25 protein-coding genes are annotated in these 25,128 nt (G+C 75.3%); 10 read left to right on the forward strand and 15 right to left on the reverse strand.

Annotated features, from left to right (window positions below):
• Nucleotides 1-196: 196 nt before the first annotated feature.
• From nusB to ACFU9A_RS13120, 6 genes are all read right to left on the reverse strand, one after another.
• On the reverse strand, nucleotides 197-613 hold the full coding sequence (gene nusB, locus ACFU9A_RS13095) for a transcription antitermination factor NusB (protein WP_430575719.1): 417 nt from the start codon (nucleotides 611-613) through the stop codon (nucleotides 197-199).
• A gap of 15 nt (nucleotides 614-628) precedes the next feature.
• Nucleotides 629-1,192 (reverse strand): elongation factor P, encoded by a 564-nt coding sequence (efp, locus tag ACFU9A_RS13100; protein WP_430575720.1) that lies wholly within the window; start codon nucleotides 1,190-1,192, stop codon nucleotides 629-631.
• Between the two features lie 73 nt (nucleotides 1,193-1,265).
• The gene (locus ACFU9A_RS13105) at nucleotides 1,266-1,643 is read right to left on the reverse strand and encodes a hypothetical protein (protein ID WP_430575721.1); all 378 of its coding nucleotides are present in this window, start codon (nucleotides 1,641-1,643) and stop codon (nucleotides 1,266-1,268) included.
• Nucleotides 1,640-2,356, reverse strand: coding sequence for a hypothetical protein (locus ACFU9A_RS13110; protein ID WP_430575722.1), 717 nt, complete (start codon nucleotides 2,354-2,356; stop codon nucleotides 1,640-1,642). Before ACFU9A_RS13110 ends, ACFU9A_RS13105 begins: the two co-directional genes overlap by 4 nt.
• Before the next feature lie 84 nt (nucleotides 2,357-2,440).
• Nucleotides 2,441-2,887 carry a type II 3-dehydroquinate dehydratase gene (locus ACFU9A_RS13115; RefSeq protein WP_430575723.1) on the reverse strand — a complete coding sequence of 149 codons (447 nt, stop codon included), beginning with the start codon at nucleotides 2,885-2,887 and terminating at the stop codon, nucleotides 2,441-2,443.
• Nucleotides 2,888-2,986: 99 nt separating this feature from the next.
• Nucleotides 2,987-4,012: a LacI family DNA-binding transcriptional regulator gene (locus ACFU9A_RS13120; protein ID WP_430575724.1), complete on the reverse strand. Its 1,026-nt coding sequence runs from the start codon at nucleotides 4,010-4,012 to the stop codon at nucleotides 2,987-2,989.
• Between the two features lie 172 nt (nucleotides 4,013-4,184).
• Between ACFU9A_RS13120 and ACFU9A_RS13125 the strand changes: the two genes are divergently transcribed.
• The 3 genes from ACFU9A_RS13125 to ACFU9A_RS13135 are packed head-to-tail and all read left to right on the forward strand — an operon-like array spanning nucleotide 4,185 to nucleotide 9,208.
• Nucleotides 4,185-7,220, forward strand: a complete 3,036-nt coding sequence (locus ACFU9A_RS13125; RefSeq protein ID WP_430575725.1) for a glycoside hydrolase family 2 TIM barrel-domain containing protein — start codon at nucleotides 4,185-4,187, stop codon at nucleotides 7,218-7,220.
• Nucleotides 7,217-7,666, forward strand: coding sequence for a hypothetical protein (locus ACFU9A_RS13130; RefSeq protein ID WP_430575726.1), 450 nt, complete (start codon nucleotides 7,217-7,219; stop codon nucleotides 7,664-7,666). The genes ACFU9A_RS13125 and ACFU9A_RS13130 overlap by 4 nt, the downstream gene beginning before the upstream one ends.
• Before the next feature lie 36 nt (nucleotides 7,667-7,702).
• Nucleotides 7,703-9,208: an amino acid permease gene (locus ACFU9A_RS13135; RefSeq protein ID WP_430575727.1), complete on the forward strand. Its 1,506-nt coding sequence runs from the start codon at nucleotides 7,703-7,705 to the stop codon at nucleotides 9,206-9,208.
• Nucleotides 9,209-9,247: 39 nt separating this feature from the next.
• Here ACFU9A_RS13135 and soxR read toward each other — a convergent pair whose 3' ends face one another.
• Nucleotides 9,248-9,775, reverse strand: a complete 528-nt coding sequence (soxR, locus tag ACFU9A_RS13140) for a redox-sensitive transcriptional activator SoxR (protein WP_430575728.1) — start codon at nucleotides 9,773-9,775, stop codon at nucleotides 9,248-9,250.
• A gap of 74 nt (nucleotides 9,776-9,849) precedes the next feature.
• On the opposite strand from soxR, the gene ACFU9A_RS13145 reads away from it, so the two are divergent.
• From ACFU9A_RS13145 to ACFU9A_RS13155, 3 genes are all read left to right on the forward strand, one after another.
• Nucleotides 9,850-10,860 carry an alcohol dehydrogenase catalytic domain-containing protein gene (locus tag ACFU9A_RS13145; protein WP_430575729.1) on the forward strand — a complete coding sequence of 337 codons (1,011 nt, stop codon included), beginning with the start codon at nucleotides 9,850-9,852 and terminating at the stop codon, nucleotides 10,858-10,860.
• The gene (locus ACFU9A_RS13150) at nucleotides 10,857-12,152 is read left to right on the forward strand and encodes an MFS transporter (RefSeq protein WP_430575730.1); all 1,296 of its coding nucleotides are present in this window, start codon (nucleotides 10,857-10,859) and stop codon (nucleotides 12,150-12,152) included. Before ACFU9A_RS13145 ends, ACFU9A_RS13150 begins: the two co-directional genes overlap by 4 nt.
• 164 nt (nucleotides 12,153-12,316) lie before the next feature.
• On the forward strand, nucleotides 12,317-13,723 hold the full coding sequence (locus ACFU9A_RS13155; RefSeq protein WP_430575731.1) for an FAD-binding oxidoreductase: 1,407 nt from the start codon (nucleotides 12,317-12,319) through the stop codon (nucleotides 13,721-13,723).
• Nucleotides 13,724-13,734: 11 nt separating this feature from the next.
• Here ACFU9A_RS13155 and ACFU9A_RS13160 read toward each other — a convergent pair whose 3' ends face one another.
• Nucleotides 13,735-14,088, reverse strand: coding sequence for an iron chaperone (locus tag ACFU9A_RS13160; RefSeq protein WP_430575732.1), 354 nt, complete (start codon nucleotides 14,086-14,088; stop codon nucleotides 13,735-13,737).
• 124 nt (nucleotides 14,089-14,212) lie between these two features.
• Here ACFU9A_RS13160 and sigJ point away from each other — a divergent pair, with 124 nt between their 5' ends.
• Nucleotides 14,213-15,268, forward strand: coding sequence for an RNA polymerase sigma factor SigJ (gene sigJ, locus ACFU9A_RS13165; protein WP_430575733.1), 1,056 nt, complete (start codon nucleotides 14,213-14,215; stop codon nucleotides 15,266-15,268).
• Here the strand turns inward: sigJ and ACFU9A_RS13170 are convergent.
• Complete coding sequence (locus tag ACFU9A_RS13170; protein ID WP_430575734.1) at nucleotides 15,207-16,682, reverse strand: MFS transporter; 1,476 nt, start codon at nucleotides 16,680-16,682, stop codon at nucleotides 15,207-15,209. The genes sigJ and ACFU9A_RS13170 overlap by 62 nt on opposite strands.
• Before the next feature lie 183 nt (nucleotides 16,683-16,865).
• Between ACFU9A_RS13170 and ACFU9A_RS13175 the strand changes: the two genes are divergently transcribed.
• Both ACFU9A_RS13175 and ACFU9A_RS13180 read left to right on the forward strand, forming a co-directional pair.
• Entirely contained in the window at nucleotides 16,866-17,963 is a 1,098-nt protein-coding gene (locus ACFU9A_RS13175) for an alpha/beta hydrolase (RefSeq protein WP_430575735.1), read from the forward strand.
• Nucleotides 17,960-18,766: a glycerophosphodiester phosphodiesterase gene (locus ACFU9A_RS13180; RefSeq protein WP_430575736.1), complete on the forward strand. Its 807-nt coding sequence runs from the start codon at nucleotides 17,960-17,962 to the stop codon at nucleotides 18,764-18,766. The genes ACFU9A_RS13175 and ACFU9A_RS13180 overlap by 4 nt, the downstream gene beginning before the upstream one ends.
• Before the next feature lie 10 nt (nucleotides 18,767-18,776).
• On the opposite strand, the gene ACFU9A_RS13185 is transcribed toward ACFU9A_RS13180, so the two are convergent.
• Nucleotides 18,777-19,523 (reverse strand): ArsR/SmtB family transcription factor, encoded by a 747-nt coding sequence (locus tag ACFU9A_RS13185; protein WP_430575737.1) that lies wholly within the window; start codon nucleotides 19,521-19,523, stop codon nucleotides 18,777-18,779.
• Between the two features lie 64 nt (nucleotides 19,524-19,587).
• Between ACFU9A_RS13185 and ACFU9A_RS13190 the strand changes: the two genes are divergently transcribed.
• Nucleotides 19,588-20,055, forward strand: a complete 468-nt coding sequence (locus ACFU9A_RS13190; protein ID WP_430575738.1) for a hypothetical protein — start codon at nucleotides 19,588-19,590, stop codon at nucleotides 20,053-20,055.
• Here the strand turns inward: ACFU9A_RS13190 and aroB are convergent.
• The 5 genes from aroB to mltG are packed head-to-tail and all read right to left on the reverse strand — an operon-like array spanning nucleotide 20,052 to nucleotide 25,103.
• Complete coding sequence (gene aroB / locus ACFU9A_RS13195) at nucleotides 20,052-21,194, reverse strand: 3-dehydroquinate synthase (protein ID WP_430575739.1); 1,143 nt, start codon at nucleotides 21,192-21,194, stop codon at nucleotides 20,052-20,054. The genes ACFU9A_RS13190 and aroB overlap by 4 nt on opposite strands.
• Nucleotides 21,191-21,808, reverse strand: coding sequence for a shikimate kinase (locus tag ACFU9A_RS13200; RefSeq protein ID WP_430575740.1), 618 nt, complete (start codon nucleotides 21,806-21,808; stop codon nucleotides 21,191-21,193). Before ACFU9A_RS13200 ends, aroB begins: the two co-directional genes overlap by 4 nt.
• Nucleotides 21,805-23,022 (reverse strand): chorismate synthase, encoded by a 1,218-nt coding sequence (aroC, locus tag ACFU9A_RS13205; RefSeq protein ID WP_430575741.1) that lies wholly within the window; start codon nucleotides 23,020-23,022, stop codon nucleotides 21,805-21,807. Before aroC ends, ACFU9A_RS13200 begins: the two co-directional genes overlap by 4 nt.
• Nucleotides 23,023-23,065: 43 nt before the next feature.
• On the reverse strand, nucleotides 23,066-23,953 hold the full coding sequence (locus tag ACFU9A_RS13210) for a shikimate dehydrogenase (protein ID WP_430575742.1): 888 nt from the start codon (nucleotides 23,951-23,953) through the stop codon (nucleotides 23,066-23,068).
• A gap of 1 nt (nucleotide 23,954) precedes the next feature.
• Complete coding sequence (gene mltG, locus ACFU9A_RS13215) at nucleotides 23,955-25,103, reverse strand: endolytic transglycosylase MltG (RefSeq protein ID WP_430575743.1); 1,149 nt, start codon at nucleotides 25,101-25,103, stop codon at nucleotides 23,955-23,957.
• Nucleotides 25,104-25,128: the final 25 nt, after the last annotated feature.

Raw genomic sequence — 25,128 nt, forward strand, 5'->3', positions numbered from 1 at the left:
GGACGGGCTTAAAGGGTGTCGTTCTGACGGCCTCCACCCTATCCCGTCGCCCCCGCGCGCCCCGGGGCCGTGCCCACGATGCGGGCGCGGCGTGCGTCACACCGGCCGACAACGACGAACAGGCGGTCGCGCACGCATCCGGGCCTGGATACGTGCGCGACCGCCTGTTCGGCGCGCGGCTGCGTGCCGAGCCGCGTCAGATGAGCAGCGTCGGCTTGATCTCGACGAGCCGGCCCAGGAGGCCGTTGACGAACGACGGCGAGTCGTCGGTCGAGAGCTGGCCGGCCAGGTCGACCGCCTCGTCCACCGCGACGGCGTCCGGGACGTCGTCGTTGTAGATCAGCTCCCACGTGCCGATGCGCAGCAGCGCACGGTCGACCGCGGGCATCCGGTCCACGGACCACCCCTGGGAGTAGGTGGCCAGCAGCTCGTCGATGCGCTCGCGGTGCGCGACCACGCCCTCGACCAGGTCCACCGTGTACTGCGGCACGGCCGCCTCGGTGTGCGGCTCGATCACGCGGTCCGCGACGAGCACCTGCGGGTCCAGCCCGCGCTGCTCGGCCTCGAAGAGGATGTCGACGGCGCGCTTGCGCGCCTTGGTGCGTGCACCCATGTCAGCAGGCGCCCGTCAGTCGTTCACGCGGCCGAGGTACGACCCGTCACGCGTGTCGACCTTGACCTTGGTGCCCTGCTCGAGGAACAGCGGGACCTGGATCTCCGCGCCCGTCTCGAGGGTGGCCGGCTTGGTGCCGCCGGTGGAGCGGTCTCCCTGCAGGCCCGGCTCCGTGTAGGTGATCTCCAGGACCACGGACGACGGCAGCTCGACGTACAGCGGGGTGCCGTCGTTCGAGGCGACCATGATGTTCATGCCCTCGAGCATGTAGTTGCTCGCGTCGCCGACGGTGGCGGCCTGCACCGTGATCTGGTCGTACGTGTCCGTGTCCATGAAGACGTAGTCGGCGCCGTCCATGTACAGGTACTGGAAGTCCCGGCGGTCCACGTTCGCGGTCTCGATCTTGGTGCCCGCGTTGAAGGTCTTGTCGACGACCTTGCCGGAGAGGACGTTCTTCATCTTCGTCCGGACGAACGCGCCACCCTTGCCCGGCTTGACGTGCTGGAACTCGATGATCGACCAGAGCTGACCGTCGATGCGGAGCACGGTGCCGTTCTTGATGTCGTTGGAGGTAGCCACGTTCTTGATCGTCCTCGGGGTCGGGGTACGGAGCAGATGTCGACGTTCGGGGCCGCAAAGGGCCCCGAGCATTCTACAGCGAGACGAGCACGGCGTGTCCGGCGATGCCGAGCGCCGCCGACCAGGCCAGGGAGGCGAGCGTACCGACCACGAACCGCTCGCTCGCGACCGGGTGCTCGCGCAGCTCGGAGAACCGCCCGAGCCCCTTCACCGCGACGACCACGGCGACACCCTCCGGGTAGCCGGCGAGCAGCGCCCCGGTGACGCTCAGCCGCTCGAGCAGCCCGATCCAGGTGCCGCCGCGCAGCACGGCGACCGCCTCGGCGGCCGCCTGCGGCTCGCGCTCGGCGTGCCGCAGCACCCACGGCACCAGCGAGGCGCCGCCGCCCACGCTCGCCCCGAGCGCCACCAGCCAGACCGCGACGCTCGCGGCCACCATCGCGAAGCTCACCGCTCGCGCCCCTCCTCCGTGTCCTGCGCCAGACCCTCGTCCGGCCCGCCGCTCGCGTCCTCGTCGTCGGCCGGGTCCGCCCCGGCCGCTCGCAGCAGGCGCGCCGCCAGCGGACGGGCCGCCTGGTCCTCGGCCCACAGCGCCGCGCGCAGCCGCTGGCTCACCGCCTGCTCGCTCACGCCCAGCGCCGCCGCCGACGCGCGCTGCGGCGCCGGGCCCCGCTGCGCGACGAGCGTATCCACCGCCTCCCACCCGGCGGCGGAGCGGCGCGCGACGACGGCGCCCAGGAGGTGGAGCAGCGCCTGCGCGTCGCGGGCGATCGTGGCGTGCGGCTCCGCGTCGTCCCCCACGAGGGCGAGGGGCACGCTCCCCCGGCCGCGCCGCTTCGCGCGCTCCACCGCCTCGCGGGCGCGGACGAACGCCGGCCCGGCCGCGGCGCGCGAGGCGGCGGGCAGCGGCCGGTCGACGGCGCCCAGACCGACACCCACGGACCAGCCGCCGTCGCGCACGAGGTCGAGCACGACGTCCACGGCGAGAGCGGCCCCGTCGTCGTCGGCCGCGAGGAGGCCCTGGATCTCGTCGCCCACGGTGCGGTCGAAGGGCAGGACCAGGCCGGGCCGACCGGCGACCCGGGACGCCACCAGGGCCAGCGCCTCGGGCACCCGGTCACCCGCGCCGGTGCTGCCCCGCTGGTCCGCCGTCACCACGATCATGGCTCAAGGCTAGGACCTGTATCGATAGCTATCAAGCCCGTGTGCTTGTTCGATTTCTAGCGCTCAGACTTGAGCGTGCTCACTTCAGGCCTGGAGCTTGTGCACCAGCGCCGACAGCGCGAGCCGGTAGGAGTCGAACCCGAAGCCCGCGACCGTGCCCGTCGCGATGCCCGCGACCACCGAGTAGTGACGGAACGACTCCCGCGAGGCCGGGTTCGACAGGTGCACCTCCACCAGCAGCAGGCCCGAGGACGTCACCTGCGCGGCGGCGTCGCGCAGGGCGTAGCTGTAGTGCGTGAACGCCGCCGGGTTGAGCACCACGTGCGCCCGGGCGTCGACCGCCTCGTGCAGCCAGCCGACCAGCTCCGACTCGTCGTCCGTCTGCCGCACGTCCACGGTGACGCCCAGCTCGCTCCCCCACACCGCGGCCTCGCGCTCGAGGTCCGCCATGGACGCGTGGCCGTAGATCTCCGGCTCGCGCACCCCGAGCCGACCGAGGTTGGGACCGTTGAGGACGAGGACGTGTGTCATGGCCCCGAGGGTACGGGGCGTCGCCGGTCCGCGACCGCCGGGACCACCACCGCAGACCGGCCTCTCCGCGGGCCGCAGGACGTGCGCGCGCCTGCCAGGTCAGCCGGACGCCCGGGTCACCAGATGCATCTCGAGGACCTCGGTGCGCGGTGCGGCGCCGCCGATCATCTCCAGCGCCAGGCCCGCGGCCACCCTGCCCTCCTCCACCAGCGGCTGCGCCACCGTCGTCAGGGGCGGCGTCGCGGTGGCGGCGATGGCGTGGTCGTCGAAGCCGACGACCACGACGTCCTCGGGCACCCGCCGCCCGGCCGCGTGGAGGGCGGCGAGGGTCCCGAGGGCGATCCGGTCCGAGCCCGCGAGGATCGCGTCCACGTCGGGGTGGGCGGCGAGCAGGCGTCCCGTCGCGGTGAGCCCCGACGCGGTGTCCCAGCCGGTGTGCACGACGCGCCCCGCGTCCAGCACGGACCCGAGCACCTCCTCGTACCCGCGCAGCCGGTCGACGGTGGCGGGGTTGTCGGCGGGGCCGAGGACGGCCGCCACCCGGCTCCGCCCGGCGCCGGCCACCCGCTCGGCCGCCAGGCGCGCGCCCCGCACGTCGTCGGAGTACACCGTCGAGAACACGCCCTCGTAGGGCGAGTCGACGAGCTGACCGCACAGCACCACGGGGAGGCCGGTGGTCGCGAGCGCGTCGAGCAGGTCGCCGCCGCGGTAGGGCGTGAGGTGGACGACCGCGTCGACGGACCGCCGGGAGAAGCTCCGCAGGGCCAGGGCCCGCTCGGACTCGCTGGACGCCTGCACGATCACCGGGAGGAACCCGCTGCCCGTGAGCCCCTCCGCGATGCCCCGCAGCACGCGGCCGTACGTCGGGTCGTCGAAGAGCTCGTCGAGCGGCTCGGTCACCAGGACGCCGACCGTCTCGGCACGGCCCGTCGCGAGGGCGCGGCCGCGCGCGTTCACGACGAAGCCGGTCCGCACGATGGCCTCCTGCACGAGCCGCTTCGTCTCCGCGGTCACGAGGTCCGAGTCGTTGATCGCGCGCGAGACCGTGGCCCCGGAGACGCCGGCCTCCCGGGCCACGTCGGCGATCGTGACGGCTCGCGGGGCGCCGCGGCGGGGTCGGGGCATCGGTGGCCTTTCCGCACGGGCGAACCCGTGACCAGGACGAACGCGGGAGGGGCAGGGCTGGACGGTGCCCAGTATCGCCCAGGCGGGCGCGAGGGGCCGGCACCGCGCGGCCTCGGAGCCGGCTGACCAGCGGTGTTGACCCGTCGGAATGTAACCGGTTACATTCCGACGCATGCCCCACCAGCCCCTCGCTCCCGGGACTGCCGGCGCCTCCGGCGCCGCCGTGCACGACTGGGAGAACCCCGCGCTCACCGGCCGCCACCGTCTGCCGGCCCGCGCCTACTTCTTCGGCTACGACACGGCCGACCTCGCCGCCACCATGGACCGCCGCCGCTCGCGCGGGTTCGTGGACCTCACCGGCGCCTGGCGGTTCCGCCTCTTCGACCACCCCGGGCGTGTCCCCGCCGACGCCCTGGCGCGCCTCGACGACGACTGGGACCTGGTGCGCGTACCGCATCTGTGGCAGGTCGACGGGTACGGCCATCTGCAGTACACCGACGAGGGGTACCCCTTCCCCGTCGACCCGCCCCGCGTGCCGGCCGACGTCCCCACGGGCGTCTACCAGCGCACCGTCGAGCTGCCCCCGATCCCAGCGGGCGAGCGCACGGTGCTCCGCTTCGACGGCGTCGAGAGCTACGCGGAGGTCTACTGGGACGGCGCCTACGTCGGGATGACGAAGGGCTCACGGCTCAGCGCGGAGTTCGACGTCACCGAGGTGGCCCACGCCGGCGAGAACCACCTCGTGGTCAAGGTGCTGCAGTACTCCGACGGGACGTACCTCGAGGACCAGGACATGTGGTGGGCGTCCGGGATCTTCCGCGACTGCTACCTGCTGAGCCGGCCCGCCGCTCACCTCGCCGACTTCCACGTGCGCACCCGTCGGCTCGACGACGAGCACGCCGAGGTCACCCTGACCGCGAGCGCCGTGGGGCCGGCCGAGGTGACGTGGGAGATCCGCGACGGCGCGCGACTGGTGGCGTCCACCGTGGTGCCGCCGGGGGCGGACGCGACGCTCGTCGTCGAGGGTGCGCGCTTCTGGAACCCGGAGGCACCGTCCCTGTACGACATGCGGCTCGTGGTGCGCGGAGCGGACGGCACGGTGGAGCACGTGCCCCACCGGCTCGGGCTCGCGGAGGTGACGACCGTGGACGGGCGGCTGCTGCTCAACGGGGCGCCGTTCATGATGCACGGCGTCAACCGGCACGATCACGACGACCGGCGGGGACGTGCCGTGGGCATGGCCCGCGTCGAGCGCGACCTGCACCTGATGAAGCAGCACAACATCAACGCCGTGCGGACCGCGCACTACCCGAACGACCCGCGCTTCTACGAGCTGTGCGACCGGCTGGGCCTGCTCGTGCTCGCGGAGACCGACCTGGAGACCCACGGGTTCGCGAACGTGGGCGACCTGTCGCGCCTCACGGACGACCCGGCGTGGGAGGCCGCGTACGTCGACCGGATCGAGCGGCACGTGCTGGCGCAGCGCAACCACGCGTCGATCGTCATGTGGTCCCTCGGCAACGAGTCGGGGTACGGGCGCAACGTCCCGGCGATGTACGCCCGCTGCAAGGAGCTCGACCCGTCCCGTCCCGTGCACTACGAGGAGGACCGGGACGCCGAGGTCGTCGACGTCGTGTCGACGATGTACTCGCGCGTCTCGCAGATGAACGACCTGGGCGAGCACCCGCACCCCAAGCCCCGCATCCTGTGCGAGTACGGGCACGCGATGGGCAACGGTCCGGGCGGGCTGGCCGAGTACCAGCAGGTGTTCGAGGCGTGGGACAGCATCCAGGGCCACTTCGTGTGGGAGTGGTGCGACCACGGCCTCGTGGCGACGACGGACGACGGCCGCGAGTACCACGCGTACGGCGGCGACCACGGCGACGTCCCGAACAACGGCAGCTTCTGCATCGACGGCCTCGTCTTCCCCTGGCAGGACCCGAGCCCCGGGCTGGTCGAGTACAAGCAGGTCATCTGCCCGGTGCGGGTGGCCTGGGCGGACGGCGTGTGCACCGTGACGAACCGGCGCTGGTTCACCGACCTCGACGACGTCGTCGTCGTGCTCGAGACGCTGCACGACGGCCGGGTCGTCGGCTCGCGCACGGTGGTGCCGGGGCCGGTAGCCCCTGGCGGGTCGTGGAGCGTGGCCGTGGAGCCGGAGGTCGCCACCCACGGGGAGACGCACCTGACCGCCCGCGTGCTGTCGACCTCGGCGCACGAGTGGACCGCGCCGATGCGCGAGCTCGGGCGCTACCAGGCCGCGGTCGCGGACCGGCCGCGGCGGCGAGCGGTCGCCCCGGCGCGCGGCGGGGTCGCCGCCGAGGTGGCGGGCACGTCGCTCGTCGTCACGACCCCGTCGGCGGGCCGGTTCACGGTGGACCTGCTCACGGGGGACGTGGCGTGGCGGCTCGGCGGGCGTGACCTGCTCGCGGCGCCGCCGCGGGTCGGGTTCTGGAAGCCGCTGGTGGACAACCACCAGCAGGAGGCGGACGAGCTCTGGACGCCACGGTTCCTGTCGCTGCTGCAGACCTCGACCCGGGCCGTGTCCTGGCGGGAGGTGGACGGTGCCGTCGTCGTCGAAGCCGGCGCCCGAGTCGCACCTCCCACTCTGGACCTCGGCGTCGCGCTCGACCTGGTGTGGACGCTCGGCGCGGAGGGCGCGCACCTGGCGGTGCGGGGCGAGCCCTTCGGCGGCTACCGCGACATCGTGCCGCGCGTCGGCCTGTCGTTCGCGGTGCCCGGTGACCTGCGCTCGGTGGACTGGTTCGGGCTCGGCCCGGGCGAGAACTACCCGGACTCCCGGTCGGCGGCGACGGTGGGCCGCTGGCACGACGACGTGGACGCCATGTTCACGCCCTACGTCGTGCCGCAGGACTGCGCGGGGCGCGGTGACGTGCGCTGGGTGTCGTTCACGGACGCGCACGGCGACGGCCTCGCCGTCCGCGCGGCGGGCGACGAGCGTTTCGCGTTCTCGGCCTGGCCGTACTCCGCGGCGGCGATCGACGCCGCCCGCCACCGCACGGACCTCGTGCCGGAGGACCGGGTGACCGTGAACGTGGACCACCGCGTCCTCGGCCTCGGGTCGAACTCGTGGGGCAGCGAGGTGCTGGACACCTACCGGGTGCGCCTGGAGCCGTTCCGGTTCGAGCTCGACCTGCGCCCCGTGGCCGCGGCGGCGCCCCACCACGACGAAGGGATCGGATCGTGAGGGTCTTCCGCGACCACGCCCACCTCCAGGAGGTCCTCGGCGGCGTGCCCAAGTGGGACCGCACGCTGCAGGCGCTGCGGGCCGACCGCGGCCTGGCGGGCGTCATGTACTCGGTGGGCGACTCGCTCACCTCGATGCGGGAGCGGACCCCCGCGCTCGCCACGGACGGCCTCGTCGCGCGGCGCCGCTATCTCGTCGCGCTCTCCCCCGTGGACGGGGACGCCTCCGTCGAGGTCGCCCCCGTGGCGGGGCTCGAGGTCGCCGCACCCTACAGCGACCTCAGCGACCGCGAGCTCCTCCGCGGCCCGGGCGAGCGCCGGACGGTGCCGCGCGGCGCCGTCCTCGTCGTCGGGCCCGGGGAGGCGGTCCGCGTGCTGCCCTCCCCCGACGTCACCGCGGTCGTCGCCCACGTGACGGTCGAGGGTGCGACCTTCCACAACAAGTAGCCGACCACCACCCGCCCCACAGCAAGGGAACGTTCAATGACGAATCGCCGGTCGATCGGCGCGGTGATCCTGTTCAGCATGGTCATCGCGGCGGTCTTCAACTTCCGCAACGTGGTCAACAACTACGTGTCGATCGGGACGCTCGCCGCCCCGATCTTCCTGGTCGCCACGATCCTGTACTTCGTGCCGTTCACGCTCGTGATCGCCGAGATGGTCAGCCTCAACCGCCGCTCGGAGTCGGGCGTCTACCAGTGGGTCAAGTCGTCCCTGGGCGGGCGGTGGGCGTTCTTCACGGCGTTCTGCTACTGGTTCGTGAACCTCTTCTACTTCATCTCGCTGCTGCCGATCGTGCTCGTGTACGCGGGCTACATGATCCTGGGCTCCGAGTGGGCGATCCAGCCGTGGCTCATCGCGGTGCTGTCGGTGGTCATCTTCCTCGTGGCCACGTGGGTCTCGACGAAGGGCGCGCGCTGGATCGGCAGCGTCACGTCGTTCGGCTCGACGCTCATGCTGGTCATGGCGCTGCTGTTCGTCGTGGCCGGCGTCGGCGCCCTGCTCGGGGGCATCACCCCGGCCAACGACCTGTCCCCCGGTGCGATGCGCCTGGACCCGGGCTCCGGGATCACCGCGTGGGCGTTCCTCGGCACGCTGGCATGGATCATCCAGGGGGTGGGCGGCGCGGAGTCGATCGGCGTGTACCTCAACGACCTCAAGGGCGGGGTGCGGGCGTTCGTGCGCACGATCGTCGTGTCCGGGATCGCGATCGGCCTGCTGTACTCGCTGGGCACGTGGCTGATGGGCGTGTTCGTCGAGAAGGACAGCGTGTCCTACAGCAACGGCATCTTCGTGACGATGCAGGCGGCGGCGGGGTACTTCGGCCTGCCGGGCGACGCGGTGGTGCGGGTGGTCGGGTTGATCATGCTGGTCGCGACCCTGGGCGGCCTGCTGATCTGGACGTCGGCGCCGGTGAAGATCTTCTTCTCGGAGATCCCGTCGGGGATCTTCGGCCGCCGGGTGGTGGCGCTCAACGAGCAGGGCGTGCCGGTGGCAGGCGCGTGGATCCAGTTCGCGATCGTGGTGCCGCTGCTGCTGATCCCGACCCTGGGCGCCGGCAGCTCGATCGACGACCTGCTGCGCATCGTGACGAACATGACGGCGGCCACCGCGCTGCTCCCGCCTGCCCTGATCCTCATCGCCTACCTGGTGCTGCGTGCCCGGTTCGAGGGGGCCGTGCGCGAGTTCCGGTTCGGCTCGCGGGGCGTGGGCCTGGCGATGTCCGTGTTCCTGCTGGCGGTGTTCGCCGTCGCGTTCGTGGCGTCGACGTTCCCGGAGGGGCAGGCCCTGTGGCTCACGCTGGCGTACAACGTCGGTGGGGTGGTCGTGTTCCTCGGCGCGGCGCTGCTCTGGTACGAGCGGTACGTGCGCCGGCTGCGCGCCGCGTCGCCGGCCGAGGCGGAGGCGGAGCTCACGCCGACGGCGCCCCTGCGCTCGGCGGAGAACGTGGCCGAGCTGGCGGAGGCGGCCCGGGTCGCCTCGGCGTAGCCGCGGCTCCCGCCGGCCCGTCCGCGGCCGTCGTCCCGGTCAGGCTCGCCCGGGGGCGGCGGCCGCGTCGTCGACGAGGGACGGGTCGTCGGCGACGCCGTCCACCAGCAGCCGGCGGGGGCCCGGCCCGTCGTCGCCGAGCGCGTCGTGCGGGTTGGCCAGCACGCAGCGGCTGAGGGACAGGCACCCGCACCCGATGCAGTCGGTGAGGTCGTCGCGCAGGTGCTCCAGCTGCTCGATGCGGGCGTCGAGGTCGCTGCGCCACGCCTTGGACAGCCGCTCCCAGTCGCGCACGTTCGGGGCGCGGTCCGCGGGCAGCGTGTCGAGCGCCGCACCGATGCGCGCGAGGGGGATGCCGACGCGCTGCGACACCCGGATGAAGGCCACGCGGCGCAGCACGTCGCGGCGGTAGCGACGCTGGTTGCCCGCCGTGCGGCGGCTCGCGATGAGGCCCCGCCGCTCGTAGAAGTGCAGCGCGGACACCGCCACCCCACTGCGGGCGGACACCTCCCCGACGGTCAGCTCCACGTGGTCCCACGGGACCTTCTCGGCGACCTGCTCCGGCACGCTCGCACCCCCGGCCCTCTCCCCTGCCTCTGCACTGTTGACCTCAACCATAGTTCGGGTCCGAGCATGGGCGCATGGACGCCATCCGCCACCACGCCTACGGCCCGCCCGAGACCCTCGTCCTCGAGCAGGTCCCCGACCCCGCCCCCGGGCCCGGCCAGGTCCTCGTCGCCGCGCAGGCCCACGGCGTGCACCTCCTGGACACCACCCTGCGCCGCGGCGAGGCCTCCGGGCCGCTCCCTCTGCCGCAGCTACCCGCGATCCCCGGACGGGAGGTGGCGGGCACCGTCGTCGGCGTCGGCCCGGGCGTCGACGGCTCCTGGCTCGGGGCCCACGTGGCCGCCCACCTCGGCGCCACCCCCGACGGCGGCGGCTACGCACGCCTCGCCGTCGCCCCGGAGGCGACCCTGCACCGCCTGCCCGACCGGCTCGGCCTCGCCGAGGCCATCGCCATGATCGGCACCGGCCGGATGGCGCTCATGACCCTCGAGGTCGCCGAGATCGGCGCCGAGGACGTCGTGGTCGTCACGGGTGCGGCCGGCGGGCTCGGCTCGCTGTTCGTCCAGTCCGCCGTGGCGGCGGGCGCCCGCGTCGTCGCCCTGGCCGGCGGCCCCCGCAAGGTCCGCGCCGTCCGCGGCCTCGTGCCCGACGCCGGCCGGCAGGTCGCCGTCCTCGACGTCCTCGACCCCGCCTGGCCCGACCACGCACGCGCCGCGCTCGACCGGCTCGGCGCTCCCGCCGCGACCGTCGTGCTCGACGGCGTCGGCGGCGACACCGCCCGCGACGCCTCCGCCCTCCTGTCGGCGGGCGGGCGGCTCGTCGTGTTCGGCTGGGCCACGGGGCAGCCCAACCCGGTGGCCGCGAGCGCCGTCACCCCGGCCGGGGACCGCGTCGAGGTGCGCCCCGTCGTCGGGCCGGGGGCCCCGGCGTTCGGCGACCTGCGGACCTACCAGCGCGCCGCGCTCGAGCGGGCGGCGACCGGCGAGTGGCGCGTGCTCACCCACCGCGTCGCGTTCGCGGAGGCCGCGCGGGCGCACCGCGAGCTGGAGGAGCGCCGCACGGTGGGCAAGGTCGTCCTCGGGTGAGCGCCGCGCTGCTCGGCCCCCGCGCGCAGCGCACCGTCCTCGCCGGGATGGTGGCGTACGTGGCGCTCGGCGCGTTCGAGGCGCTCGCCGTGGCCACCGCGATGCCCACCGTGGCCGCCGAGCTCGACGGGCTGCGGCTGTACACCCTCGCGTTCGCGGCGGGCTCGGCCGCGAGCGTGGCGGGCATGATCGTCGCCGGCCGCTGGACCGACCGCCGGGGGCCGACGCCGCCCTTGTGGACGGGGATCTCGCTGTTCCTCGCCGGCCTGCTCGTCGCGGGGCTGGCGCCGAGCATGCCGGTGCTCCTGGCCGGCCGCGCCCTGCAGGGTGCGGGCAGCGGTCTCGAGGGGGTCGCGCTGTTCGTCCTGGTGGCGCGCGTGTTCCCCGAGGAGCGGCGCCCGAAGGTCTTCGCGTGGTTCGCCGCGGCCTGGGTGGTGCCGGGCGTGGTGGGCCCGCTCCTCGCCGGCGCGATGACGCAGTACCTCGGGTGGCGGTGGGTGTTCCTCGCCGTGCCCCTGCTGGCCGTGCCCGCCCTGCTCGCGCTGCGGCCCGCGCTCGCCGCCGCGCGCCGGGCCGCCCCGGCCGCCGACGTCGGTCGGGACGCGGCGTCGTGGCGGGACGTGGTGGGGCAGGTACTGCGGGCCGGCCGCGGCCTGGGCACGGTCGTGCTGGTGCGGGCGCTCGTGGCCGCCGCGTTCGTGGGCGCGCAGGTGCTGCTGCCGCTGGCGCTCGTCCGCGAGCGCGGGCTCGCACCGGCGTTCGCCGGCGCCGTCCTCACGCTGCACGTGCTCGGGTGGTCCGCCGGGTCGTGGGCGCGCGGGCGCGGGCTGGGCGGGCTGTCGCACGCGGGGTTCCTCCGGGTCGGCGGCGCGTCCCTCGCGCTCGGGACGGCGGGCGTCGCGATGCTGGTCGCCCCGGGGGTGCCGCTCGTCGCCGCCGCGGCGCCCTGGGTGCTGAGCGGGCTCGGGATGGGCCTGATGTTCCCCACCCTCAACCTGCTCGTCCTCGAGCTCGCGCCCCCGTCGGCGCAGGGCGTGTCGATGTCGGTGCTCCAGGTGGCCGACGCGGCCGCGTCCGCCCTCGCCCTCACCGGCACCGGGGCACTGCTGTGGGCCCTGCACGACCGCGTCGGCGCGGGCGCCTACGCCGTCTGCCTGGCGCTCGCCGCGACGCTCGCGCTCGCGGCGACCGCGCTGGCCGGCCGCACGCGGCCCGTCGCCTCCGGAGACCGGGCCGGCCCCGTCACGAATTCCCTCGCCGCGCCGTCACGTCTGAGGGATGCTGCCCGATGAGGATGCCGGGCGCGCGCGGTCAACCACCGTGCACGCCCCTCCGGCGACCGCCGGCACCACCCCGCGACGATCGCCCACAGCACGACCATCAGCACCACCCCGCACGTCCGCAGCACCGGGCCGCCGCGGCGACCCGGACACCCACCGTCTGCCCGGGAGCCCTGATGTCCACGCCCTCGAATCCCCCCACGTCCCCCGCCGGCCTGTCCGCCGCCGACCTCCGCGCCGTCCTCGGCGGCGGCTCCGCCGTGGTCGCGCCCCCCGACGACGGGTACGCCGCCGCCCGGGCGATCGAGCCCGGCGGGGTGGAGCACCGGCCCGCCGCGATCGTGCGGCCCACCGACACCGCCGCCGTCGCCGCCGCGGTGCGCTTCGCGCGCGACGCCGGCGCGGAGGTGTCGGTCCGCTCCGGCGGCCACTCCGTGTACGGCCTCGGCACGGGCGACGGCGCCCTCACCCTCGACCTGCGAGGCCTGGACGGCCTCGAGCTGGACGTCGAGGGCCACACCGCCTGGGCGGGCGGCGGGATCACCGCCGGCGCCTACTCCGTCGCGGCGGGCGAGCACGGCCTCGCCACCCCGTTCGGCGACACCGGGACGGTGGGCGTCGGCGGGATCACGCTCGGCGGCGGCGTCGGGCTGCTGTCCCGTTCCCTCGGCATGACGATCGACAGCCTCCTCGGCGCGGAGGTCGTCACCGCCGACGGCGAGGTGGTCCGCACCGACGCCGAGAACGAGCCCGACCTGTTCTGGGCGCTGCGCGGCGGCGGCGGCAACTTCGGCGTCGTGACGCGGTTCCGGTTCGCGCTGCACGAGGTGTCGCAGGTGGTGGGCGGCGTGCTGCTCCTGCCCGCCACGCCCGAGAGCGTCGCCGGGGTGCTCGCGGCCGCCGACGCCGCGCCGGCCGGGCTGACCGCGATCGTCATGGTGATGCCCGCGCCCCCGATGCCCATGATCCCCGCCGAGTGGCACGGGCGGCTGGTCGTGATGGCGAACGTCTGCTGGTCGGGGGCGCCCGAGGCCGCCGACGCCGCCCTCGCTCCCCTGCGCGACGTCGCGGCCCGGGCCGGCGGCGCCCTGCTGGACGGCGTGCGCCCGGCGTCCTACCCCAGCCTGCTCGAGGCCGGACCGGCGGGCGGCCCCGCCGTGGCGACGGGCCGCACGTTCTTCGCGGACGGCGTCGACGAGGCCGCGGCCGCGCACCTGCTCGGCGAGCTCCAGGCGTCCGACGCCATGATGCGCGCCGCGCAGCTGCGCGTCCTCGGCGGCGCCGTGGCCGACGTCCCCGCGGACGCCACCGCGTACGCCCACCGGCAGGCGCGGCTGGTCGGCAACGTCGCCGCCGTCGCCCCCGACGCGGCCACCGCGCGCGGCTACACGCCGTGGGTCGACGCGCTCGCCGACCGCCTGCGCCAGGCTGACGGCGCCTACGTGAACTTCACCCTCGACGGCGGCCTCGACACCGCGCGCGCCGCCTACCCGGGCGCCACGTGGGACCGGCTCCGGGACGTGAAGCGGCGCTACGACCCGCAGAACCTGTTCCGCGGCAACGTCAACGTGCCACCGGCCTGAGCCCGACGGGCTCAGCGGGCGCGGGCGTCGATCTCGTCGCGTCGGGCGAGCACGAGGCGGTCGACGACGTCGTCCGGCAGCGGCGCGTCCGGCTGGAACGAGACGGAGCCCTTCGTGGTGCGGAACGCGCCGAGGTCGCCCGCGAGCGCCGCCACCACGTCCGGGCTGAACGGGTAGAGGCCGACGTGCGTGCGCGTGACCATGGCGCTGACGAGCGGGCTGCCGCGGTAGCGCAGCGCCGGCATGCCGTAGCTGCGCCCCTCCTCGACGTCGGGCACGAGCGCGCGGGCCCGCTGGTACACCCGGGCCACGGCGTCGCGCTCCGGGCCGGACAGCGTGGTCAGGTAGTCCTCGACGTCTCCCATGGGCCCATGCTGCGGTGCCCGGCCCGGCGCCGCACCCGGTCAGGGGCGCGGCCTGTCACGTCGGGCCGCGCCGCGCCGTCGATGGTACGGGGACGGAACGCCCGTCCCGGGAAGGATGGGCGGCATGCCCCGCACGGACAGCTCCCCGCGACGACGCACCGGACGCCCCACCACCGCCACGGCGGACCTCGAGGACCTGCGGCGGGTCGCCTTCGGCGCCGCGTACCGGATGCTCGGCAGCGTGACCGAGGCCGAGGACGTCGCGCAGGACACGCTGCTGCGGATCGCGCCCGCGGGGACGGTGGACGCCGAGGTGCTCAACCCCGCCGCGTACACGACCACGGTGGCGACGCGGATCGCGCTGGACGTGCTGCGCTCGGCGCGGGTGCGGCGCGAGGCGTACGTGGGCGAGTGGGTGCCCGAGCCGCTCGTGGGCGACCTCGTGGCCGCCGGCTCGGCGGGCCGGGAGGCCGCCGCGCACGCGGAGCTCGCCGACGACCTGTCCACGGCGTTCCTCGTGCTGCTGGAGACCCTCACCCCGGCCGAGCGGGCCGCCTTCCTGCTGCACGACGTGTTCGGCTACCCGCACCGCGAGTCCGCGCAGGTGATCGGCACCACGGAGCTCGCGGCCCGGCAGCTCGCGTCGCGGGCGCGGCGGCGCGTGGCGGCCCGGCAGGACGACGTCGCCGAGGGCCGGGCGGGACGGTCCGACCCGCACGCCGAGGAGCTGGTGCGCCGGTTCATCGCGGCGACCGAGCTGGGCGACGTCGACGCCCTGGTGGAGCTGCTCGCCGACGACGTGGCGCTCACCGGGGACGGCGGCGGCAAGGTGCCCGTCGGGCTCGCCGTCTCGCGCCCGGTGTCGGGGAACGTGGCCGTGGCGCGGCTGCTGTCCGGCTTCGCCAAGCGCGGTGCGCCGGCACGCCTGGAGGCGGCCGTCGTCAACGGCGGCCCGGGGATGGTCGCCTACGCCGACGACACGGTGGGCGGCGGCGTCATCGGCGTGTACGCGCTGCAGGTCTCCGGCGGGCGCATCACGACGATCCACGGCGTGATCAACCCCGAGAAGCTGCGGCACCTGGCGCCCCTGGCCGACCTCGACGCGGTGGCCGCCGAGATCAGGGGCGCGGTGCAGCGGCGCCGGGGCGCGCAGGCTCCGGACGGCCCACCGTCACCTTGAGCATGAGCACCAGGCCCACGAGGATCACCAGCACGATGCCGAGGGTGCCCCAGATGGTCGCGCCCGTGACCGCGATGAGGATCGTCCACATCGACGGGGCGAGGAACGACACCGCCCGCCCCGTCGTCGCGTAGAGCCCGAAGATCTCCGACTCGCGGCCGGCGGGCGCCACCCGGGCCAGCAGCGACCGGGAGGCGGCCTGCGCCGGGCCGACGAAGCAGGTCAGCGCCAGGCCGGCCACCCAGAACACCACCGAGCCGAGCGGGTGCAGGGCGACGACCACCAGACCGCACACGACGAGCCCGGCGAGGGATCCGATGATCACCGCGCGCGGCCCGAACCGGTCGTCGAGACGCCCGGAGGCGATCGTGCTCAGCCCGGCGAGGAGGTTGGCGGCGATGCCGAACGCGATCACCGCGTCGGGGCTGAAGCGGAAGGAGATCGCCGCGATGATCGCGCCGAACGTGAACACGGCGGACAGTCCGTCGCGGTAGACGGCGCTGGCGAGCAGGAACCAGAACGTCGGCCGCTCGTGGCGGTAGAGGGCGACCACGTCGCGCACCAGCACCACGTAGCCGGCGAAGAACCCGACGCGCGGGCGGTCGCCGGCGGGCGGCGCCTCCGGCACGTAGCGGAACAGGGGCCACGCGAAGGCCACGGCCCACACGGCGCACCCGAGGGCGATGACCCGGTAGGCGAGCCCGTCGTCCGTGGGCATGCCCCAGAAGTCGAACCCCCTGGCGACGACGACCAGCACCAGGGCGACGATCCCGCCCAGGTACCCGAGCCCCCACCCGAGGCCGGACACCCGGCCCACGGTGGCGCGCGTGGAGACCTGCACGAGCATCGCGTTGTAGTTCACGCCCGCGATCTCGCTCGCGACGCTGCCGAGGGACACGAGCGCGGCGCCCAGCACGAACCACACCGGGTCGGCGCGGACGGCGAACAGCGCGGCCATGCTCAGCACCATCACCGACGTCGCGCCGCCGACCCACGCCTTGCGCCGCCCCTCGACGTCCGCGCGCCGGCCGAGCACGGGCGCCAGCAGCGCGACGAGGATCCCGCCGATCGTGATCCACAGCCCGAGGCCGCTGCTCAGCCCCGCGAGCGCCCGCTCGCGCACGGGGTCGCCCTCGGGCAGCACCGCCACCTCCGGCTGCAGGAACGCGTCGCTCGTGAGGTACAGCGCGGTGAAGACGAACGTGACGATCACCGTGTTGAACGGCTGGGTGGCCCAGTCCCACATCGCCCACGACACGACCTGGCGGCGCGGCACCGGCGGCGCGACGACGCCCGGGCCGCCCGCGGTCGCGTCGTGCAGGTCGCCGTGCAGGTCGCCGTGCAGGTCGCCGTGCGGGGCTCGGCGGGTGTCGGCGCTGGTCCCGGGGTCCGGCGCGGCGGGCTGGTCGCTCATGAGGCGCAGTCTGCCGGACGCGGCCGCCCGGTGGGAGGGACACCACCCGTCGTCGTGCCGAACAGGTGGTTGCGCACGCTCTGAGCGCCCAGACGGTGCGCAACCACCTGTTCGGCGACGCGGGCGGGTCGGGCCGGCCCGACATGCCGCGCCCCCGTGCACGCCCGCGGCTACGATCGCGCCGTGCACGCCGCCGCCCCCGAGCCCCGCCGGAACCCGCCACGGGACAGGGCGGGCGACCCCGGCGCCGCCCTGGGCTGGCGGCCCGACCGGCTGCTCGGCGCGTCGTTCGAGGAGGCACCGCTCGGCCCCGCGACGCTGGTGCGCTCCTGCACCCGCCCGGCCGCGCCCCGGGCCGCCGTGCTGCACGTGCACGGCTACAACGACTACTTCTTCCAGGACCACCTCGCCCGGGCCTTCGGCGACGCAGGCCATGCCTTCTACGCCGTCGACCTCCGGCGCGCCGGGCGCTCGCTGCTCGACGGCGCGGGCGCCGATGACGCCGGCCCCACCGCCCCGCTGCCGCCGCATGCGCTGCCGCCGCACTACGCGGCCTCCCTGCGCGAGCCCGGCGCCGACCTCGCGGCCGCCGCGGGCGCCGTGCGCGCGCTCGAGCCCGGGCTGCCTCTGGTGGTGCACGCCCACTCCACCGGCGGCCTCACCGCGGCGCTGTGGGCGCACGCCGCGCGCGCCGACCCGCAGGACGGGCCCGACCTGCTCGTGCTCGACTCGCCGTTCTTCTCCCTGGGCGGCACCCGCCTGCAGGACGCCGGCCGCGCGACCGTGCTGGAGGTGCTGGGCCGGCGGCGGCCGCTCGCCGTGGTCAGCGCCAACCCGTCGGTGTACGCGGAGCGCCAGCACGTGGACCACGGCGGGCGGTGGGACTTCGACACCACGCTCAAGCGACCCGAAGGGCTGCCGGTGCGCGCCGGCTGGCTCCGCACCGTCAGCCGCGCGCAGGCGAGGCTGACCCGCGGCCTCGCCGTGCCCTGCCCCGTGCTCGTGGCCCGCAGCGACGCGTCCGGCCCCGACCGCCGGGACAACGCCCGGCTCGACGCGCAGGACACCGTGCTCGACGTCGCGCGGATCGCGGCCCTCACCCCGAGGGTGGGGCCCGACGTCCGCGCGCTCGTCGTGCCCGGCGGCGTGCACGACCTCGCGCTCTCCGCCGACGCTCCGCGCCAGACCTACCTCGACGGCGTGCTGGCCTGGCTCGACGCTCGCCTGCCCGGCGCCCGCACCACCGACCTGCGCACCCCTGACATCGAGGAGCACCCGTGAGGCCCGCGCCCCCGCACCCGTACCTGGACCCGCGCGACCCGGACGGCGCTCCCCTGCCGGTGCTCGCCCTCGCGCACCGCGGCTTCTCCCACGGCCGGGAGAACCTGGAGAACTCGCTCGCGGCGTTCGCCGCCGCCGTCGACCTCGGCTTCCGGTACGTCGAGACCGACGCGCACGGCACCGCCGACGGCGTCGCCGTGGCCCTGCACGACGCCTCCCTCGACCGCACCACCGACGCCACCGGGCGCGTGGCGGACCTGCCCTGGTCCGTCGTGCGGCGCGCGCGCATCGGCGGCACGGAGCCGGTGCCGCAGCTCGACGACGTGCTGGGCACGTGGCCCGACCTGCGCGTCAACATCGACGTCAAGGAGGACTCCGGGATCGCGCCGACGGCCGCGGCGATCGAGCGCACCGCCTCCCACGACCGGGTGTGCGTGACGTCGTTCGACGCGCGGCGCCGGCGCGCGACGCTCGCCCGCCTCTCGCGCCCGGTGGCGACGTCGGCCGGCCGCCGCGAGGTGATCGCCTTCCTCGCCGGCGCACGCCTGCGGACGGACCCGCTCGTCCGGCGCGCGCTGCGCGAGGTGCACGCCCTGCAGGTCCCCGTCGCCGAGGGCCGCGTCCCCGTGGTCGACGCGCGGACGGTCGCGGCCGCGCACCGCGCGGGCCGCCAGGTGCACGTCTGGACGATCAACACCCCGCAGGAGATGCACCGCCTCCTGGACCTGGGCGTCGACGGCCTGGTCACCGACCGTGCCGACCTCCTGCGCGGCGTCCTCGTCCAGCGCGGGCAGTGGTCCTGAGCCGGGCTCGTCAGGCGCGGCCGGGCCCGGCGCCCGCCGGCGCGACGTCCGCCGCCTCGTCCCGCGCGAGGTCGACGCACCACGCGTCGCGCACCAGGTCCCGCCCGTCGCCCGTGAGCCGCAGCCCCCGCCCGCCCGAGGGTGCCACCCACCCCGCGTCGACGAACCGCGCGCCGACGGCCGCGCCGAGCGCGCCGGCCAGGTGCACCCGCCGTTCGGTCCAGTCGAGGCAGGCCCGCGTCGTCGGCCGCCGGGCGGCCACCGCGCCGTCGACGTCCACCCCGAGGCGCCGGAGGCCGTCGGCCCCCGCGTCGGTGAGCGCGAGGACCTCGGGGTCGGCCAGCCATCCCGCGCCCACCCAGGCCTCCGCGAGGCCCACGCCGAGCCGGCCCGCGAGGTGGTCGTAGCAGAACCGGGCGCCCGCGAGGCGCTCCGCCTCCCGGCTGCGTCGGTACCCCGCCACCGGGGCGGGGGCCGCCAGGGCGCCGAGCGCCTCGAGCGCGTCCGCCACGTGCGGACCGGCGAGGGCGTAGTAGCGGTGCCTGCCCTGCGCCCGGCTCACGACCAGCCCCGCGTCGACGAGCACGGCCAGGTGCTCGGAGGCCGCGGGCGCCCCCACGCCGGCCGCACGGGCCAGCTCGCCCGCCGGCCGGGCCGTGCCGTCCATGAGCAGGCCGACCATCACCGACCGCGCCGGCGCGGCGAGCGACCTGCCCACGCCGGTGAAGTCGCGGTCCCTGCCGGTGCGCCGGTCCATACCGCGACCCTACGGCGACGACGGTTCGGCCGTCGCCGAAGCGTCGCGCGCCTAGGGTCGCGGCATGAGCATCCCGACGCCCCGCCCCGCCCCGCGCGACCTCGCCCCGCAGGACCTCGAGGTCGTCCTGCCCGACCGGCCCGACGCCCTGGCGGTGCTCGGCGAGGCGCTCGGTGACGCCGGAGTCAGCCTGGAGGGCGGCGGCGTCACCACCGTGGGCGGCCGTGCCGTGGCGCACTTCCTCGTCGACGACGGTCCCGGGGCGCTGGCGGCGCTCGCGGGCACGGGGCTCGGTGCCGCCGTCGCCCGCGACGTCGTGACGACGCGGCTGGCCCAGGACGTGCCCGGGCAGATGGGCGCCTTCGCCCGGCGCCTCGGTGCCGCCGGCGTCACGGTGCGGCACCTCTACAGCGACCACGACGGCAACCTCGTCCTGCTGGTCGCGGACGACGACCTCCCGGCGTGCCGGGAGGTCGTGCGCGCGTGGGACGCCGACCGCGCCGCGGGCGAGGCCGCGCGCCGCGCGGGCTAGAGCCCCAGCTGGACCGTCACGCCCGGGCGGCCCGTCGGCGGCTCCTTCGACACCTCCGCGTAGGCGGCGGCGAGGAGCGTCGGGTCCGGGCCCTCGAGGCGCGTCGGCTTCGCGACGTCGTCCAGCACGACGAACCGCAGCAGGTTCCCCCGCGTCTTCTTGTCCCGCTGCATCGCCGCGAGGAGCTTGTCCCAGCGGTCCCCGCGGTAGGTGGTGGGCAGGCCCAGCGAGGTGAGGATCGCCCGGTGCCGGTCGACGACGGCGTCGTCGAGCTTGCCGCCCAGGCGGGCGAGCTCGGCGGCGAAGACCATGCCGACCGCGACGGCCGCGCCGTGCCGCCACTGGTAGCGCTCGGTGAGCTCGACGGCGTGGCCGAGGGTGTGGCCGTAGTTGAGGATCTCGCGCAGGCCCTGCTCGGTGAGGTCCTCCCCCACCACGCGGGCCTTGACGCGCACCGACCGCTCGATGAGCTCGGCGAGCACCGCCCAGGTCTCCTCGGTGGCGTCCGCGCCCTTCCACTCGCGCAGCGCGTCGGCGTGCTCCTCGACGAGCTCGAGGATCCGCGGGTCGGCGATGAAGCCGGTCTTGACGACCTCCGCCATCCCCGCCACGAGGTCCCACCTGTCGAGGGACTCGAGGGCCGCCAGGTCGCAGAGCACCCCGGCCGGCGGGTGGAACGCGCCCACGAGGTTCTTGCCCTCGGCGGTGTTGATCCCGGTCTTGCCGCCGACGGCCGCGTCCACCATCGCGAGCAGCGTGGTGGGCACGTGCACGACCTTGATGCCCCGCAGCCAGGTGGCGGCGACGAACCCGGCGAGGTCCGTCGTCGCGCCGCCGCCCACCGAGACGATCGCGTCGGACCGCGTGAAGTCGGCCTGGCCCAGTACCTGCCAGCAGAACGCGGCGACCTGCGCCGTCTTCTGCTCCTCGGCGTCCGGCAGCTCGACGGCGAACGCCTCGTAGCCCTGCGCCACGAGGTCCTCGCGGACCGCGTCGCCGGTGGCCTGCAGGGACGCCGGGTGCATGACGAGCACCCGGCGGACCGCGCCGCCGAGCATCGTCGGCAGCTCGCCGAGCAGGTGTCGCCCGACGACGACGTCGTAGGGCTGGGCGCCCTGCACGGTCACGCGGACCGTCATGACTGGACCTCCTGTGCTGGTGCGCCCTCGGACGGGCGCTGCGGTGCGGGTGCGGGGTGGGGCTCGGGGGCCGGTTCCTGCCCGGCGGCGCCGGTGACGCCCGCGAGCACCTGCGCGGCGACCTCGTGCGGGGGCCGGTCGTCCGAGACGACGTGCACGGTGGCGAGCCGCTCGTACGTGGGGCGCCGCAGCTGCATCAGCTCGACCCACCGCGCGCGGGGGTTGCCGACGAGCAGCGGGCGGGACTGGTTGAAGCCGACACGGGGCGCGGCGTGCGCGAGCGCGACGTCGAGGAAGACGACCACGCCGCCGCCCGCGGCGTACCCCTCGAGGGCGCTCCGGGTGTGCTCGTCCATGACGGCGCCGCCCCCGAGAGCGAGGACGCCCGGGTGGCAGGCGAGCGCGGTCGTGACGGCCTCGCGCTCCAGGTCGCGGAAGTGCGGCTCGCCGTCGTCGACGAAGATTTCCGCGACGGGCTTGCCCGCGGCCTCCTCGACGTCCGCGTCGGTGTCGCGGAACGCTACCCCCAGGCGCTGCGCGAGCAGCCGGCCGATGGTGGTCTTGCCGCTCCCGGGCGGGCCGATGAGGACCGCGCGGGGCACCCCCGCGCTCATCGCAGCAGCTCGGGGATCGAGGCGAGGTACGCCTCGGCGTTGCGCCGCACCTCGGCGACCGAGTCCCCGCCGAACTTCTCGACGACGGCCTGAGCCAGCTCGAGCGCGACCATCGCCTCGGCGACCACGGCCGCGGGCGGGACGGCGCAGACGTCGGAGCGCTGGTGGTGGGCCGTGACGGCCTCCCCCGTGGCGACGTCGACCGTGGCGAGCGCGCGCGGCACCGTCGAGATGGGCTTCATCGCGGCGCGCACCCGCAGGACCTCGCCGTTGGACATGCCGCCCTCGATGCCGCCGGCGCGGTTGGAGCGGCGGTGGATGTGTCCGTCGTCGCCGCGCTCGATCTCGTCGTGGGCGGCGGAGCCGCGGCGGCGCGCGGTGCGGAAGCCGTCCCCGACCTCGACACCCTTGATCGCCTGGATGCCCATGAGCGTCCCCGCGAGCCGCGCGTCGAGGCGGCGGTCGCCCTGCACGTAGCTGCCGAGGCCGGTGGGCACGTCGTAGGCCAGCACCTCGACGACGCCACCGAGCGTGTCGCCGTCCTTGCGGCACTCGTCGATCTCGGCCACCATCGTCGCGCTCGTCGTGGCGTCGAAGCAGCGCACGGGGTCGGCGTCCAGCGCGGCGACGTCGCCCGGCGCGGGCAGCTCGGCGCCCTCGGGCACCTCGACGGGGCCGATCGCCACGACGTGCGACACGAGGCGCACCCCGACCGCCTGCTCCAGGAACCTCGCCGCGACGACGCCGAGCGCGACGCGGGTCGCGGTCTCGCGGGCGCTGGCGCGCTCCAGCACGGGGCGGGCGTCGTCGAAGCCGTACTTGCGCATCCCGACCAGGTCCGCGTGGCCCGGTCGCGGGCGCGTCAGAGGTCGGTTGCGCGCGATCTCGCGCTCGTCACCCGTGCCCGCGTCCACCATGAGGGCCTCGCGCGCCACCGGGTCGGGCGACATCACCTCGGTCCACTTGGGCCACTCGGTGTTGCCGATCTCGAACGCGAGCGGCCCGCCCTGGCTGATGCCGTGGCGGAGCCCGCCGAGCACGCGGACCTCGTCCTGCTCGAACTTCATGCGGGCGCCGCGGCCGTACCCGAGCCGCCGGCGCGCCAGGGCCGCCTGGATGTCCGCGGTGACGAGCTCGACACCCGCCGGCAGACCCTCCAGCACCCCGACGAGTGACGGACCGTGCGACTCCCCCGACGTCATCCAGCGCAGCATGCCTGCGATTCTTCCACGCCCGCGGCAGGGGTCGGTCCGGTGGTCAGGGAGCGGACGCGGGCGCGGACAGCGCCCCCGCGAGGGCGGCGTCCATCGCGCCGACCGGGGCGGTGCGGCCCGTCATGAGGCGCACCTGCTCCGCCGCCTGGTGCAGCAGCATCCGCTCGCCGCCGACCACGGTGCCGCCCGCGGCGGCCCAGGCCGCGGCCAGGGCGGTGGGCCGAGGGTCGTAGACGACGTCGAGCAGCACGCCCGACGGCGCGCCGCCCTGGGCGGAGAGCGCGGCCGCGACCGGGTCGGCCGCGTAGGCCGGCATGGTCGAGACGACGACGTCCGCCTCGCGCAGGGCGCCGAGCGACGCCGTCGCGCCCAGCACCTCGAAGCGCGGGGTCACGCCCATCCGGGCGGCCGCCTCCTGCAGCGCCGCCGAGCGGCCGAGCGAGCGCACCAGCACCCGCGGGGACGTGCAGCCGAGCTCGCCGAGGGCCGCCAGCGTGGACGCCGCCGTCGCCCCGCCGCCGAGGACGACGGCGCTCGCGGCACCCGCGCCGGAGCCACGACCCTGGGCCGCGAAGCCCTCGCGGAGCGCCGTGACGAGGCCGTACACGTCGGTGTTGGTGCCGGTGAGCGTCACGCCGCACCGCGCCGGCCCGACCAGCACGGTGTTCACCGCGCCCACGGCGACCGCGAGCGGGTCCACGTGGTCGACCAGGCCGATGATCGCGTGCTTGAGCGGCATCGTGACGCTCAGGCCCGCCCAGCCCAGGTCCAGCCCGCGCACCAGCGCCGGCAGGTCGTCGACCGTCGTGTCGATCGCGGTGTACTCCCAGCCCTCCAGGCCGAGGGCGTCGTAGGCGGCGGTGTGCAGCACGGGCGACAGCGAGTGCGCGACGGGGTGGCCCAGCACCGCCGCACGTCGGGAGACCGTCATGTCAGCCGGCGTTCTCCGCGGCCCACTTCTGGTACTCGGCGCGGAACTCGAGGAACTCGTTGTAGTTGTCCGTGAACTTGGTCTTCCCGGTATCAAGGTTCACCGTGACGTACCAGTTCCAGTCACCCGCGGGGGGATCCAGCACCGCTTCGACCGAAGCCTGGCCGGGGTTCGCGATCGGCGTCGGCGGGAGGCCGGTGTTCTTCCGCGAGTTGTACGGGTCGGAACCGTCCGCGAACTCGGACTTCGTGATCTGGTCGGCGGGCTTGCCGAGGCCATACGCGTTGATCGCGTCGAGCCCCAGCGGCGACCCGCGGTCCAGGCGGTTCTCGATGACCCGGGCCACCTCGCCGCGGTAGCCCTCCGGCGCTTCCTTCTCGACCAAGGACGCCTTGTTCAGCACGTCCTGCCAGTCGGACTTGTCCACGCCGAGGTCGTCCAGCTCCTTCGCCGTCTGCGCGACCATGCTCGACAACAACGTCGTCGCGTCGTCGCCCGGCTGGACGGTGTACGTCTTCGGGAACAGCCAGCCCTCGACGTTGCCGTCGGCCTGCTTGGGCAGGTCGATGGACTTGGGCTTCTTCAGGACCGCCTCGAGCTCGTCCTCGGTGATCGTGGTGACGGAGGCGACGCGCTTCACGATCTGGTCGACCGTGTACCCCTCGGGGATGGTCACGTTGATCTGCAGCTTCTCGTTCTTCACCAGCGCGGCGACGGCGTCGGACGCCTTCATCTCGGCCTGCAGCTGGTAGGTGCCCGGCTGGATGCCGGCGGCGGCCGGGTTCTGGCTGAACGCGTCGCTGAAGGCGCCGGCGCTGGCCACGACGCCCGCGTCGAACAGGACGGCGCCCATCTTGCCGCCCGTGGCGCCCTCGGGGATGACGACCTCGACCGGGTCGCCGCCCGGACCGGGGTAGTCCTCGTTCTGCGACCCGATGAAGGGGAGGTCGCCCACGAGGGAGTCCATCCGGTCCCAGAGCAGGTAGGCGCCGGCGCCCACGAACGCGAGCACGATCACGAGGATCACCGCGGTGCGCTGGCGACGGCGGCGCTTGCGCTTGGCGGCGGCCCGCCTGCCGGCGGCCGAGCGGCGCCGCGTGGGTGCCGCGGGCGCCTCCTGCAGGGCGGGGTGCTCGAAGAGGTCGGTCACGCCTGGCGCTTCTTTCTGACGGGGC

Source organism: Isoptericola sp. NPDC057653, from assembly GCF_042799955.1.
Classification (GTDB): Bacteria; Actinomycetota; Actinomycetes; order Actinomycetales; family Cellulomonadaceae; genus Isoptericola.